At 41.3% G+C, this 14,485-nt stretch carries 12 protein-coding genes; 8 read left to right on the forward strand and 4 right to left on the reverse strand.

Translation table 11 applies throughout. The annotated features are described in order from the left end of the window. Positions 1-26 precede the first annotated feature (26 nt). The 4 genes from HS960_RS17690 to uvrB form a co-directional block, all read right to left on the reverse strand. The gene (locus HS960_RS17690) at positions 27-1,277 is read right to left on the reverse strand and encodes a glutamate-5-semialdehyde dehydrogenase (RefSeq protein WP_159730694.1); all 1,251 of its coding nucleotides are present in this window, start codon (positions 1,275-1,277) and stop codon (positions 27-29) included. After that, on the reverse strand, positions 1,274-2,305 hold the full coding sequence (gene proB / locus HS960_RS17695) for a glutamate 5-kinase (protein WP_046672306.1): 1,032 nt from the start codon (positions 2,303-2,305) through the stop codon (positions 1,274-1,276). The genes HS960_RS17690 and proB overlap by 4 nt, the downstream gene beginning before the upstream one ends. Before the next feature lie 350 nt (positions 2,306-2,655). Then, positions 2,656-3,261 (reverse strand): porin family protein, encoded by a 606-nt coding sequence (locus tag HS960_RS17700; RefSeq protein ID WP_153847511.1) that lies wholly within the window; start codon positions 3,259-3,261, stop codon positions 2,656-2,658. A 131-nt stretch (positions 3,262-3,392) separates the two neighbouring features. Then, a complete protein-coding gene (gene uvrB, locus HS960_RS17705) occupies positions 3,393-5,426 on the reverse strand; it encodes an excinuclease ABC subunit UvrB (RefSeq protein ID WP_182330275.1) in 2,034 nt (677 codons plus the stop codon). A 284-nt stretch (positions 5,427-5,710) separates the two neighbouring features. Here uvrB and upp point away from each other — a divergent pair, with 284 nt between their 5' ends. The 8 genes from upp (at position 5,711) to HS960_RS17745 (ending at position 14,378) form a co-directional block, all read left to right on the forward strand. Beyond that, positions 5,711-6,358: a uracil phosphoribosyltransferase gene (gene upp / locus HS960_RS17710; RefSeq protein ID WP_153847513.1), complete on the forward strand. Its 648-nt coding sequence runs from the start codon at positions 5,711-5,713 to the stop codon at positions 6,356-6,358. Positions 6,359-6,462: 104 nt separating this feature from the next. Next, complete coding sequence (locus HS960_RS17715; protein WP_046672303.1) at positions 6,463-6,936, forward strand: ribonuclease H-like YkuK family protein; 474 nt, start codon at positions 6,463-6,465, stop codon at positions 6,934-6,936. A gap of 52 nt (positions 6,937-6,988) precedes the next feature. Continuing rightward, a complete protein-coding gene (pnuC, locus tag HS960_RS17720; protein ID WP_075990952.1) occupies positions 6,989-7,591 on the forward strand; it encodes a nicotinamide riboside transporter PnuC in 603 nt (200 codons plus the stop codon). Positions 7,592-7,614: 23 nt separating this feature from the next. Continuing rightward, complete coding sequence (locus tag HS960_RS17725; protein ID WP_153847514.1) at positions 7,615-8,148, forward strand: AAA family ATPase; 534 nt, start codon at positions 7,615-7,617, stop codon at positions 8,146-8,148. Between the two features lie 151 nt (positions 8,149-8,299). Continuing rightward, complete coding sequence (locus tag HS960_RS17730; RefSeq protein WP_070563263.1) at positions 8,300-8,710, forward strand: BrxA/BrxB family bacilliredoxin; 411 nt, start codon at positions 8,300-8,302, stop codon at positions 8,708-8,710. A 341-nt stretch (positions 8,711-9,051) separates the two neighbouring features. Continuing rightward, positions 9,052-10,617 carry an amidohydrolase gene (locus HS960_RS17735; RefSeq protein ID WP_227550291.1) on the forward strand — a complete coding sequence of 522 codons (1,566 nt, stop codon included), beginning with the start codon at positions 9,052-9,054 and terminating at the stop codon, positions 10,615-10,617. 195 nt (positions 10,618-10,812) lie between these two features. Next, entirely contained in the window at positions 10,813-11,718 is a 906-nt protein-coding gene (locus HS960_RS17740) for a GLPGLI family protein (RefSeq protein ID WP_153847516.1), read from the forward strand. Next, positions 11,718-14,378, forward strand: coding sequence for a peptidase associated/transthyretin-like domain-containing protein (locus HS960_RS17745; protein ID WP_153847517.1), 2,661 nt, complete (start codon positions 11,718-11,720; stop codon positions 14,376-14,378). The genes HS960_RS17740 and HS960_RS17745 overlap by 1 nt, the downstream gene beginning before the upstream one ends. Positions 14,379-14,485 lie beyond the last annotated feature (107 nt).

Genomic DNA, 14,485 nt, shown 5'->3' on the forward strand with positions numbered 1-14,485 from the left:
TTAAAACTTAATCCCATGATCTATGCTTATCTGATCTGTCCATTTCCACGGACAATCCATTTCTCTGTTACCAATTTTTCCAATGCAAATGGTCCGCGGGCATGTAACTTTTGGGTAGAGATACCGATTTCTGCCCCCAAGCCAAACTCACCACCATCCGTAAATCGTGTTGACGCATTGGCATACACCGCAGCTGCATCCACTGTATTTAAAAATTGTTCAATATGGAGTTCGTTAGAGGAAACAATACATTCCGAATGTTTAGAGGAATATTTTGCAATATGCTCCAACGCTTCATCTAAACTCCCAACCGTCTTTATTGAACACTTCAAATCTAAAAATTCTCTTCCAAAATCCTCTTCTTCTGCGTGCTTTAAATTTGAAAAACTTTCACCCTGCAGTACCTCATAAGCCGTAGAATCCGCGAAAATTTCCACCTGAGCATCTTCAAAATAAGTTTTCAATTTCCGTAGAAACTCGGGAGCAATAGCGCGATCGACCAAAACAGTATCTAAAGAATTACACACCGATGGCCTGGAAATTTTAGCATTAGCAACAATTTTAGCTGCCATATCCAAATCTGCTGTACGGTCCACATAAGTATGGCATACTCCCGCTCCTGTTTCAATGACAGGCACCTTAGCGTGCTCCCTGACATAATCAATCAACGACTGTGAGCCACGTGGTATGATAATATCAACATATTCGGTAGCCTCCAATAATTCCAAAACATGCTTCCTCTCAACAGGCAACAGTTGCACAATAGTTGTTGCAATACCATGCAGTTCCAAAATATTATGGATCACTGTCAATAACGCTTCGTTAGTGTGTAATGCATCAGAACCGCCGCGCAATAGACAAACGTTACCCGATTGAATACATAATGCAGCAACATCTATCGTCACATTGGGCCGCGATTCATAGATTACCCCCACGACACCGAGCGGCACCGTAATTTTCTCGATCTCCAATCCATTCGGTAATATCTTTTTTAGTAATAGCTGATCTGTTGGATCCGCTAACTGAGCGATCTGCTTAACACTGTCTGCCAAACCTTTTAGACGATCGCTATTGAGCAAAAGACGATCCTTTTTGGGGTCGTCATCAGACATACGATCCAAATCAATCTTATTGGCTTGTAATATATCCGCAGTATGTGTGACAAGACCATCTGCGATGGCATTTAAAATAGCTATTTTGGTATCAGGAGCCAGTTGTTGCAAAATTTGTTTTGCTTTGGCCGCCGCCTGAAGTTGTTTTACGATGGATTCACTCATAACAATACGATATCATTTGCATGTGCAATTTCTACATTTTTTTTACTGGTTTGGGACAAAGCAGATGAATCCATCTTCGCCCGGGCAACGGCAACGGTTAAGCCTTCTAGATTGACGATATTTAACACTTCTCCTTTTTCAAAATGTTCAACGATACGGGTTACCCCCACGGCTAGTAAACTTTTGTGCTTCAATAATGCTTCCTCCGCTCCACGGTCAACCATCAATTCCCCTTTTATCAAACTTCCACTCGCAAGCCATTTCTTGCGGGAAGAGATCTTCTTACTTTGAGCCAGACACAATGTGCCAGTCTCGTGCTTAACCGCTTTTTGGATCGCCTCTTCGGTTTGCATACTAAAAATGACAACAGCGATCCCCATCTGATTGGCCAATCGGGCAAAGTTCAATTTCGAAGTCATTCCCCCCAATCCCACTGAAGATTTGTCCTTCCTTGCCAAACCTAAGATATCCCGATCGATGGTTTCAATTTGCGGTATAATCTTGTTGTTTGCATCCAACACACCGGGGACGGAAGTGCTAAACAATAACTTTTCGGCCCCAAAACCAACAGCAATCAAGGTTGCCAGCTCATCATTATCTGAAAACTTCAGTTCTTTATTACTCACCACATCATTTTCATTTGCGATTGGAATAACATTGTTCCGCCACAATTCCTCGTAGGTATTTTTTAATTGTAGAAATTGATCCCGATTGGAAAAATGATGTCGCTCGCATAAACTTTGCGCCAATGAAATTTTAAACGGTCGGAAATAAGTTGAATAAGTATTAATCAATATGGGGTTCCCAATTGCAGCAGCGGCCTTTCGTTCGGATAACGTCCCCGTATAACTGGGCAGAAAACGTTTACCGGCAGCAACAGCACCTGAAGAGACCAAGACAATATTGTATTTCTTTTGTAAGGAAGCAATCTGCCTAGCGATCTCCAAAACAATACGTTCATCAACTTCTCCCTCTTTCGTGGTAATAGAAGCCGATCCAAATTTGACAACGAGAATTGGCTTTTTCATTTTTTAGTATGTTTTAGTTTAGATTTGAGCACTAATTTACTGAGAAGAATTTGATTTACGCAAAATATGTTAACAATTGAACAATATAATTCAATTGAAAAACTCATGAAATAAGGTCGATTCCAATGGATCAGGAGACATCCGATGTGAAAGAAAGGAAAAGAATTAGAATAGATCCCAGAGGTCAATACAGATCTCAGAGATCAGTACAAATGACCTGAAGATGAAAACATAAAACTTGAGCTTACAAAAAAGCAGCAAATCCGATGATAACGCTTTAAAAAAAACAGGTTCTTTCTGAGGCGATATAATTGATGGAGTGCTGCTTCCCGTTAAAGTTATATTAGTTGCTATTTTTTCAGTATCTGATGGAGGTCAAATCGTAAGCCAACATTGAACGTACGGTTATAGAGTTTTACATTTTCATTGACGCTCATATCCTTCATCCCATAATTAGAGCCAATGAAGAAACCATAGCCCCCATTCCATTTGTAACCTAAGTTAAAACCCAAACCATAGTCTGAAGGATTGGTCGTTGCATCGTAAAATTTTCCATCATTATTATTCACAGACATCTGTATACCATAATAGGGACTAGCAGCAAGATAAATCCGACCTTCTCCAACCGTAATATTATAAGCTATGTTTAAAGGAAGATCGATCGCATTTCTTCGGTATGTTGTCCAGTTATTTTCAAGAGCATGCTTTGCCTCCATACCATTTTGGGTAAAGTTTACTTCAGGCTGAATAGAGAGTCCACCAACGAGCGGTATTTCAAGAAAAAGCCCTGCTGTAACACCCGAAATGCTTCGGAAGCTATAACTGTGCGTTCGTTTATTGGATACCAATGATCCGGCATTTGTGTACCCTGCGTTTATACCGTAGGAAATTTTACTTTGGCAGCATGCTGTGGAAAACACAGAAAACAGTATTATACTGCAGATTAAATGTTTCATATGTGGTCAATTTATTTACAATTGCCACAAATATGCACGGCGGAATCTTAATTTAAACGCTATTTAGCGTTGTTTAACAAATCTTAATATTGATTAACAATAATTAATACATATTAACAAACCGCCTTCCTTTACCATGGGAATCGCTCTTCATAGAGCTTCTCCAAGGAGAACATTTCATCACGGTATTTCGCTGCTTCCAAGAAGTCCATTTCTTTTGCTGCTTTATCCATTTTCTTCCGTACGTTATCGATCGCTTTCTTCAGATCCTTCTCACTGAGATACTGCATCACTGGATCAGCTGCAATGGCCTGCGACGGATCAGGTTCAACATAAATTTTAGGTTCAATACCCGAGAAATCAGCAACAGAAGTCTGCTCTAAGATCTCCTCTCTTGTTTTGCCGACTGTACGCGGTGTAATGCCATGTTCCAAGTTATATTTCATCTGCTTGTCTCGACGACGATTGGTCTCGTCTATCGTAACACGCATGCTATCGGTCATTTTATCCGCATACATGATTACTTTTCCCTTATCATTTCTGGCGGCACGACCAATCGTCTGGATAAGCGATCGTTCGGAACGCAGAAAGCCTTCCTTATCTGCATCGAGAATAGCAACAAGCGTGACCTCAGGTAAATCAAGCCCCTCACGGAGTAAGTTCACCCCGACCAGGATATCAAATTCACCCAAGCGAAGACCCCGTAAGATTTCCACCCGCTCCAAGGTTTTAATTTCGGAGTGTATATAACGGACTTTTAAGTTCAGCTTGGTCATATATTTGGAAAGTTCTTCGGCCATGCGTTTGGTCAATGTAGTAGCCAAAATACGTCCTCCTTCTTTGATGGTCTTATCCACTTCCTCCAATAAGTCATCCACCTGATTGATCGCTGGCCGCACTTCAATAATCGGATCCAGAAGTCCTGTTGGACGAATGACCTGCTCAACGACAACACCTTCGGTCTGTTGCAGTTCGTAATCGCCCGGAGTCGCCGATACATAGATTGTCTGATTCGTCAGGGATTCAAACTCCGGAAAGTTCAGTGGCCTATTATCCATTGCAGCGGGTAACCTAAATCCATGTTCCACCAAGGAAACTTTTCGCGATCGATCTCCGCCATACATCGCACGCAATTGCGGTAAGGTCACGTGGCTTTCATCGATGACCAACAGGTAATCCTCCGGAAAATAATCCAGCAAACAGAACGGACGCATCCCCGGTTGTCTACCATCGAAAAAGCGGGAATAATTTTCAATTCCCGAGCAATAGCCCAGTTCACGCATCATTTCCAAATCATAATTGACCCGCTCTTCCAAACGCTTCGCTTCAAGCATTAAGCCTTCCTCTTCCAGTTGCGTTTTCCGTTGCATCAATTCATCTTGAATAGCCCAGATCGATTCTTTGAATTTTTCCTTCGGTGTGACGAAGAGATTCGCCGGAAAAAGAGCAAGATCTTCCATCTTGTTGAGCGTTTTTCCTGAAACAGGGTCGATTTCACTCAGTTCATCAATTTCATCACCAAAAAAGGAAACGCGAATTGCAAAATCCAAATAGGCGGGATAGATATCCACCGTATCACCTTTAACACGAAAAGTACCCCGTTTAAACTCTGTGGTGGTACGTGAATATAAGATCTCCACCAATTTATGCAGGAAAGCATTTCTTGTGACAGTCATACCGACACCAAAACGAAAAATAGACCGGGAGAAATCCTCCGGATTTCCCATACCGTAGATACAGGATACCGAAGAAACGACTACGATATCACGCCGCCCCGACATCAATGACGACGTGGTTGCCAAACGCAACTTCTCGATTTCTTCGTTAATCGCTAAATCCTTCTCGATGTAGGTATTCGTCGAAGCAATAAAAGCTTCGGGTTGATAATAATCATAATAAGATACAAAATAGTTGACCGAATTATTGGGAAAGAACTGCTTGAATTCACCGTACAACTGAGCCGCCAATGTTTTATTATGGCTTAAAATCAATGTTGGCTTTTGTGTTTCCTGAATCACATTGGCAACAGTAAAGGTCTTACCCGATCCCGTTACCCCCAAAAGCGTCTGGTATTGCTCTGCCTGCTCTACACCTGCAACCAACTGCTTAATTGCTTCTGGCTGATCGCCTGTGGGTTTGTACTCCGATGTCAATTCAAATTTCATATACTTCCTATTTCTTAAAGAAAACTATTCAGGCCTTTTCCAGCAAACATTGCACCACGAATTGCTTGAGCCGTAGGCTCAAAAACAGCTTTTGTGATCCGATGGTTTCAATCTGCAAAAAAGAGGATTTTTCGACCTGTGGTCCAGGCCATATCCTCCTACGGTCTTACACAAATTTACTAAAAATTTTACCATTTTAGCGCAAACTATAATAATACCATAGATGTTATTACTTTCAATTGATTATTTATTATCTTTAGTTTAATTGAACTAGCACACACGCCATGGTCACTATTCTATCTACCCAAAATAGCATTGCAAATCATTTTATTGCCGAGCTGAGAGATATCAGCATTCAACAGGATCGCATGCGCTTTCGTCGGAATCTGGAACGATTAGGTGAAATTTTCGCTTATGAAATCAGCAAGACGATGGCCTACAAACCTGTTGAAGTTGAAACTCCGTTAGGTGTGGCCAAAACCCATCTCTTGATGGAACAACCCGTGCTCGCAACAATTCTGAGAGCGGGCCTTCCCTTTCATCAGGGACTTTTAAACGTATTTGATCAGGCCGACAACACCTTCATTGCGGCCTATCGGCATACAAAAAAGAGCGGTGAGTTTGAAATTCATAAGGAATATGTCAATACACCAAACTTAGACAACCGTACAGTAATCATTGTAGACCCCATGCTGGCCACAGGAAAGAGCCTTGTTTTATGCTGTAAGGATCTACTGGCCGAATATGATATCAAAGAATTACACATTGTTGCGGCCATTGCATCCGAAGAAGGACTAAACCACGTTCAGGCTTTTGTACCCACGGCGCATATCTGGGTTGGTGACGTCGACCACGAACTGACCTCAAAAGCCTATATTGTACCTGGGCTCGGTGATGCCGGAGACCTGGCCTATGGTGTAAAACACCATTAATGTGGATAAATTATTTAAAACTAAATTAACACTTAGCTCATTGAAATTCAGTAAATTTATGTCAATGATGAAGTTTAATTTTTTTATATCTAATTTATATCGCTATGAGATGGCAAAAATACAATGGCGAATCCATTCGCTCCACGATTTTCGATGCTGTTGAAGAAGTCATTAAACGAGAAGATGCCCTAGGGAATAAGCTCAAGGTTTATATCGGCACCGATTCCCAAGTCAAGAGAGGCATCATCGACTTCGCAACAGTCATCGTCTTTCTCCGGGAACATAAAGGTGGATTTATGTTTATCCAACGGGACAAAAGGCACCACCGAATGAGCATTAAAGAAAGGATGCTACTCGAAGTCCAAAAATCCATCGATATAGCCTATCAACTCTGCCCCCTCCTCGAAAAACACAAAGTAGACCTCGAAGTCCACGCCGACATCAACACCAATCCAAATTTCCAGTCAAATGTTGCCCTGAAAGAAGCCATGGGCTATATTATGGGTATGGGATTTGTTTTTAAGGCCAAGCCCGAGTCTTTTGCCAGTACCAATTGCGCTAATAAACAGGTTCAATAATTGACTATAAGGCAGACTTTGTATATTTAGGGTGTAATTTTTAATACACCACATGCATGAATTTTTTCAGCAGATTGCACGTCAATTTGCCCAGACCTCTTGGCTCGAATGGTTAGGTACCCTGACAGGCTTTCTTTGCGTCTATTTGGCCGCTAAGCAAAATATATGGAACTGGCCGATTAGTATCATCAGCGTGGCGTCCTATGCTATTCTGTTTTATGATGCCAAACTATACGGAGATACTGTACTGCAATTCTACTTTCTGTCTACTGCTGTTTATGGCTGGTATTATTGGATAAAACGAAAAGAGGAAAAAAAGAAACCCATCGTCAAAGCCAGCAAGGGGCAGTTGCTCCTTTGCCTCCTGGCAATCCTCGTCCTGACACTGTCAATCGGTTATCTCCTCGATAGCAAGACAAATTCCGATGTTCCTTATATTGACGCTTTCTGCACGTCCGTAAGTTTTGTTGCTCAATTTCTGATGACACGCAAAGTGCTTCAAAACTGGCTCTTATGGGTATTTGTGGATATTTGTTATATCCCGCTCTATATACACAAAGACCTTATGCTGACCGCAGTACTCTACCTTGTTTTCACACTCATTGCTTGGAATGGCTATCGCGATTGGCAGAAAACCTATAAAAATTTTGCGTAATATTGCCTATCAAAACGATCGATGTGGGAAAAGATTTCATAAAAATTGCCGTTGTTGGCCCCGAGTCCACCGGAAAATCAACGATGGCACAATTTCTTGCGAAGGAATTTCAGACGGTATGCGTGCCCGAATATTCACGTTATTATTGCCAAAGCCTCAACAATAAATATACCTTACAGGACGAAGTCAATATGTTTTATGGACAGGTCGCTTTGGAGGAAGCGCTGGTCCCTTTAGCACAAGGACAGCTCCTCATCTGTGACACCACCTTCCTTACGGTCAAAATTTGGTCAGATCATCTTTTCGGTCATACTCCACAGGAAGTCACCGATAAAATTCAACAACATGTTTATGACCTTTATCTGCTGATGGATATCGATCTACCCTGGCAGGATGACCCACTACGGGATTTTCCCGAACAGCGTGAACATTTCATGGAGATCTGGAAAAGCGAATTGAACGCCATTAGTGCGAATTATCATCTTATTTCGGGGCTCGGCGACCAACGTCTTGAAAATGGACTTCATGCTGTAAAAGATTTTCTGACATTGATTTGAGACAAGTGTCTTGACGAAGCAGCCTTTTACAGCTATATTTGTAGGAATAAAATATAGCTTATTGTTTATGCGGAGTAAGTATACTTGCCCGGCGACAGAAAGCTTTATAGACACAATTAAAATAGAATATTAACATTTTACTTAAGAAATAATGTATCCAGAATATTTAGTAACTCCAATGCGTCAAGAGTTAGTTGATGCGGGATTCGAAGAATTAAAAACACCTGAAGCAGTTGATCAGGCTATCGCATCAGAAGGAACTGTTTTTGTGGTTGTAAACTCTGTTTGTGGTTGCGCTGCTGCAAATGCACGTCCAGCTGCAAAAGCTGCTGTAAAAAACGAAAAACACCCAGCCAAATTGGTGACTGTTTTCGCAGGTATGGAAACTGATGCAGTAAACACTGCACGTAACTACATGTTGCCTTACCCTCCATCTTCACCAGCAATGGCTTTATTTAAAGACGGGAAATTGGTACACATGATTGAAAGACATATGATTGAAGGTCGCCCGGCACAAATGATTGCTGACAATTTAGTTGCAGCATTTGACGAGTACTGTTAATCACGTATTTTGATTTTTGAATTAAAAAGGCTGTCCAAGTTATTTGGATAGCCTTTTTTGTCTATTGGATAATTCGTATTTTCCTTACTTTTCCTGCACGTCCCCTTTCATAACTTTACTGATGGTCCCCTGTCCGAACAATATGCGGCAACCCAGCATAGGCGCTTCACGTAAAGCAATTCGATCAGCCAAAACCTCAAGTCCGCATATCCAGCAGACCTAGCCCCAAGTCTAGTTTTAGTTTATTAAAAGCTTTTTCCTATTTTTAGGTTATGAAAACCTTCCCAATAATCATTTTTTTATTCTGCTTGACGATCATATCATGTTCACCGCAAACGAAAGTGGACCTTATTGTTTATCATGCGCAAGTATATACTGTAGATTCGGCTTTTAGTACAGCACATGCTTTTGCAGTCAAAGATGGTAAGTTTATTGCCATCGGTTCCGATGAAGAAATACAGCGAAAGTACAAAGCAGTAGAAAAAATTGACGCACAGGGGAAGGCCATTTATCCGGGATTCTACGATGCCCATGCGCATTTATTTGACGAAGCCGAACTAATGGATCAAGTCGATCTAAACGGCGCCGATTCTTTCGAGGAGGTTATTCAACGTGTCAAAAACTACCAACAAAAAAATCCGCACAAAACTTGGCTGATCGGTGGTGGCTGGGACCAAAATCGCTGGAAAGATAAAACTTTCCCAACCAAGGATCTACTCGACACAGCTTTCCCGGATATCCCCGTCTACCTCATGCGTGTAGATTATCATGCGGCGGTTGCGAACTCCAAAGCGCTCGAATGGGCAAAATTAATGAGTATCCCCATCATTCGCGGCGGTGTGGTCGGCGGGACTAATGATACTCCCAATGGTCTCTTGATCGACAATGCAATGGATCTTGTCAATAAGAAAATTCCGGTTCCGAGTGAAAAAGAATATTTAAGAATGCTCAAGCGGACGCAAGACTCTCTCCTTTCCGTTGGCCTTACCTCCATTGTAGACGCAGGTTTATCAAAAGAAAGACTCGATCTGCTAAAGAAATACTATCGGGAAGGGCAGTTGAAAATTAGAGATTATGCCATGATCCTAGGCAATCCCCAAAATATAAAGTCATTTATCGATCAGGGTTTCTATGAAACAGACCGTTTCGAGATCAAAGGATTTAAACTGCTCGCCGATGGCGCATTGGGATCCCGTGGTGCATGCCTCCTTGCGCATTACCATGATGCACCCACCCACGGCTTTCTCCTCCATAGCCCTCAAGAATACGAAGCAATGATCAAACAGATTGCCGAAAGTAAGTTTCAGGCAAATACCCATGCGATAGGCGATTCGGCCAATCGTATTATATTGGATATTTATGGCAAATACCTCCATAATAATGGCGATCGTAGATGGCGAATCGAGCACGCCCAAATTATATCGCCTGCAGATTTTGATAAGTTTCGAAAGTATCAAATCATACCATCTGTACAACCCACACATGCAACCTCCGATATGTACTGGGCCAAAGATCGACTCGGTGAAGAACGTATGAAAGGCGCTTACGCTTATAAGCATCTGTTGAAAGAATATGGAAAACTCGCATTGGGGAGTGATTTTCCGGTCGAACATTTCAATCCCTTATATGGTTTCCACGCGGCAGTAGCCCGTGTCGACAAAAAAGGGTATCCTAGCCACGGATTTCAGATGCAAGACGCGATAAGCCGTGAAGACGCTTTGAAAGGAATGACAATCTGGGCGGCATACTCCTGTTTTCAGGAGAAAAAAAGAGGAAGTATCGAAGTAGGAAAAGATGCCGATTTTGTTATCCTCGAAAAGGATATCTTGAAAATCCCGAATGAGCAACTGCGAAATGTAAAAACAGAACGGACAGTAATTGCAGGTGAGACTGTGTTTAAAAGATAACAATAGCTCATATGCCTAAACATGTCTACTAAACTTATATCGCTAACAATACAACATAGTTAACAAAAAAATCGCTAACAAATCAAACATTTCTTCACCTGCAGCAACCTCCTCTAGGGAGGATTACAAGGAAAAGTTTGAATAAATTTTCATGATTACGAATATTTCGTATATTTACGATATAAACATACATTTATGAAATATTCATTACCACTCCTATTATCCTTAGCGACACAGCTGTTATTTGCACAAGAGCGTACTCCAGCAATCGCTAAAGTACATTACGAATTCAAGCATGTAAATGACAGTACCCAACGGGATCAATTTATACGCGATGAAACAGTCGTTTACCTGAATCAACAGGCGAGCTACTACACATCATATTCATCCAAGCGCATGCAAGATGAGGTCAAAAAACAAATGGAGGGCCCCAGTTTCGACGGTACACTAAACATTACTACTCGTTCGACACCATCGAGCTCCTCCTATTTATTAGACGCCAATCAAAACAAAATGACCGAAGTGGTCAGCGTTGCCAGTGACAATTTTGCCATTCCACAGGTTTACCCTATTCAAGATTGGGAAATACTGGGTGACCGCAAAGAAATTGGTGGCTACAATTGCCAGAACGCAAAAACAACATTCAAAGGCCGAACCTATATCGCCTGGTTTACAACCGAACTGCCGTTTTCCTATGGTCCGTGGAAACTTCATGGCCTTCCTGGCCTAATTCTGGATGCCCGTGACACAAAAAATGAAGTGATTTTTGCTTACGCCGGATTCGACAAAATTGAGGATGGCAAAACATCGGTGGCCCTGCCGCAAAACGCCATCGTAAGTACTGTAGAAGAGGTGAAAAAAGTTCAGGAAGCCTTTAAGGCCAATCCACAAGCTTATATGCAAGCCCAATCGGGAAAAAACAGAACCATCAGTGTAGGTTCATCGGGAAATATGGTTGCAGTGAGATCCAGTTCCGGCTCCGGAGGAGGCTCCCCTACTGGTGCTTTGGATCCGTCAAAAATAAAGAGTTTCAATATTTCAAGAGACGATAAATACAAACCTTCAAAAGTTACCAACAATCCGATAGAGCTGACGCCTTAATGAAAGTATTTTTATGTTTATTTATAGTCGTTTTGCTTGGGCAAATGACCTTTGCCCAGCAAACGATTAGTGGAACGGTCCAAGTGGATAAGATGCAGCATCCCGTACCCTTTGCCAGTGTCAACATCCTTTCAGACAACAAAATCATCGCTTTCAAACCGACAGATAAAGAAGGGCGTTTTACAATTACATTAACAAAGGACTATGCAAGCCTCTACCTGCAGATCAATCACCTTACTTACGAAAAATTTGAGCTCAAACTTGGCACGCAGACATCCAATCTTCGGATCGCCCTCGTACCAAAAACCAATCTACTACAAGATGTCATTGTAAAGAGCAAACCTAAAGTAAGCCGTTCAAATGATACAATCTCTTACGACGTCGGATCTTTTGCCAAAGAAGAGGATCGAAATATAGGCGACGTAATCAAACGTCTTCCGGGTATGGAAGTTACTGAATCGGGTCTTATTAAATACCAGGACAAAACCGTTTCTAAACTTTACATTGACGGTGACGATCTATTGGAAAATCGCTATGGTGTAGGTACACGGACAATCCCGCATAAAATGGTAAAGGACATTCAGGTACTCGACAATCACGAACATTATAAAGTCCTTAAAAATAAAAGGTTTACAGACGACGTCGCCATAAATCTCGTTATCAAAGAGGAAGCAAAGCTAAAACTCACTGGGCAGGCCAAAATTGGCGTCGGCACGCCCAATCTCTATGATCCTGAATTGAACTCAATCCTATTCAACAAAAAAGTTAAGATGTTGAATGTCCTCAGCGGTAATAATACCGGCAATGATCTTTCCGGAGATATCATCGGCGCCAATCAGTCCTCTTTACTGGCCAAGTTTGGCAGCTCGCCCATCAACAATCTCCTGGCGACGAGCACAACAGGCAGTCCAAATATTCCTAAAAGCAACTATTATTTCAACAATACAGGTTCGCTAAACACCAATAACCTATATAACCTTAAGAATCACTGGCAGCTAAAATCAAATATTCAGGTTTTATACGACAACGATAGGCAAAATAATACCTCAAGCACACAATACCTGCTCGATGATGGCGACGTCTATTTTAATGAGCAAAATCACCTGAAAACAGCGCGATGGCTCGGCGCAGCCAGACTTTCGGCATCCACCAATACGGAAAAGAAATATGCGAGTAATGCCTTGTCATTTGAGTATGAAAAAAAAGATATAACAGCATTGTTGGCAAACTCTTCAGGCCAGATCGAGCAGTTCCAAAAACACCACATCAAGGGATTCAGCAACTTGTTCAGCTATATACCCCAACTTAAAAACAATGACATTATTGCAATCAACTGGTCTTTAAATTATGGTAATAAACCACAGACTTTACAGATCTATCCTGGGGTTTTTCCAGAAATACTCAACGATAGCATTCCCTATAAAAGTAGTCGCCAGCAAATTGAAGTTCCTTCCTTTTTTACGGAGATCAGTACAGGTTATCGCTTCAATAAAGGCAGAATCAAGCAATACTATCAAATTGGCTTCAATACAGATCGCCAACACTTCAACTCGCTCCTTGCAATAGCGGATAATGATCAACATATTCGAACATTGGGCGATAATACCCGTAATGATCTGCATTGGAGCAGGTCCCAAGCATTTATTACTCCTCAATATTCATGGAAAACAAATCGGTTTGAAACCCAGCTCGACATCCCGGTCACCTATTTATTTACGCATTATGAAGACGTCAGTCATCAGCTGTCCACTTCCAAAAATTCTGTGCTGATCAATCCTAATTTAAAAGCGAGATGGCAGGTTTCTCAAGAAGACTATCTTCAATTTAACTATCAATTTGCGCAGGACATTGGCAACATAGAAGATATATACCGTGGTGCAGTATTACGGAACTATAGAATGCTCAGCCAAAATAATGCAGCGCTAAATGAATCAAAAAAACATACATTTAATCTCAATTATAACTTAGCCCGTACCCTAAAAGTATTATTTGCAAATGCTGGTATTAGCTATTCAAGATCGCTTTCCAACACGATATTATCTTCCGTTATAAAAAATAACATCACCGAAAATATCTTGGTCAATATGGATAACCTTCAGGAGCGCTGGTCTTCTCAGATCGGGTTTGATAAATATATTTTCCCCCTGGCAAGTACCCTCAAACTAAAAGCAAGCATTTCTCACTTCAAATACAATCAATTGTTAAACAATGCCCTAGTCCCTATTCGAAGTATGAGCTATCTATTTCAACCCAGTATAGAAGCTAAAGTCTTTAAATCTTATAACATTTCCTATTCAGGACTATTCAATTGGAGCAGGAGTAAACAACAGGGTCTGGACAATACGATCCAAAATAAAACCACCACAATGATGCATAATATAGGTTTTCCGACCAGCCCCTTCAAAAACGGCTTTATGCGGCTAAACCTGCGCAATCTTGCCACCTTTCAAACAAACATGAAGAATGCAAGTTATACCTTCATAGACTTTTTTACGCGCTACAAGGTCAACAAGTGGAAAATGGATTTCGAATTGGAAATGAATAATTTGGCCAATATCAAAAACTATCGTACTTATCTGATGACGGCCAATATGATTTCCCAGAATGAATTTGAACTTCGCGGAAGAACAATTTTACTCCGCACAGTTTTTAACCTTTAAAGCATCAGACCACATCGGAAAGAAACAATTGCGTTGGGCTATAAAAAAAAGAAGCCTGAGCAAAAAAATCACTCAGGCTTCTTTTTATATCTTGCGAAAAGTATTCT

Source organism: Sphingobacterium paramultivorum, from assembly GCF_014109745.1.
Classification (GTDB): Bacteria; Bacteroidota; Bacteroidia; order Sphingobacteriales; family Sphingobacteriaceae; genus Sphingobacterium; species Sphingobacterium paramultivorum.

Excerpts from the sequence above, each read along its gene's own strand:
- HS960_RS17690 (WP_159730694.1), bottom strand. The coding sequence starts at position 1,277 with ATGAGTGAATCCATCGTAAAACAACTTCAGGCGGCGGCCAAAGCAAAA.
- proB (WP_046672306.1), bottom strand. The coding sequence starts at position 2,305 with ATGAAAAAGCCAATTCTCGTTGTCAAATTTGGATCGGCTTCTATTACC.
- HS960_RS17700 (WP_153847511.1), bottom strand. The coding sequence starts at position 3,261 with ATGAAACATTTAATCTGCAGTATAATACTGTTTTCTGTGTTTTCCACA.
- uvrB (WP_182330275.1), bottom strand. The coding sequence starts at position 5,426 with ATGAAATTTGAATTGACATCGGAGTACAAACCCACAGGCGATCAGCCA.
- upp (WP_153847513.1), top strand. The coding sequence starts at position 5,711 with ATGGTCACTATTCTATCTACCCAAAATAGCATTGCAAATCATTTTATT.
- HS960_RS17715 (WP_046672303.1), top strand. The coding sequence starts at position 6,463 with ATGAGATGGCAAAAATACAATGGCGAATCCATTCGCTCCACGATTTTC.
- pnuC (WP_075990952.1), top strand. The coding sequence starts at position 6,989 with ATGCATGAATTTTTTCAGCAGATTGCACGTCAATTTGCCCAGACCTCT.
- HS960_RS17730 (WP_070563263.1), top strand. The coding sequence starts at position 8,300 with ATGTATCCAGAATATTTAGTAACTCCAATGCGTCAAGAGTTAGTTGAT.
- HS960_RS17740 (WP_153847516.1), top strand. The coding sequence starts at position 10,813 with ATGAAATATTCATTACCACTCCTATTATCCTTAGCGACACAGCTGTTA.
- HS960_RS17745 (WP_153847517.1), top strand. The coding sequence starts at position 11,718 with ATGAAAGTATTTTTATGTTTATTTATAGTCGTTTTGCTTGGGCAAATG.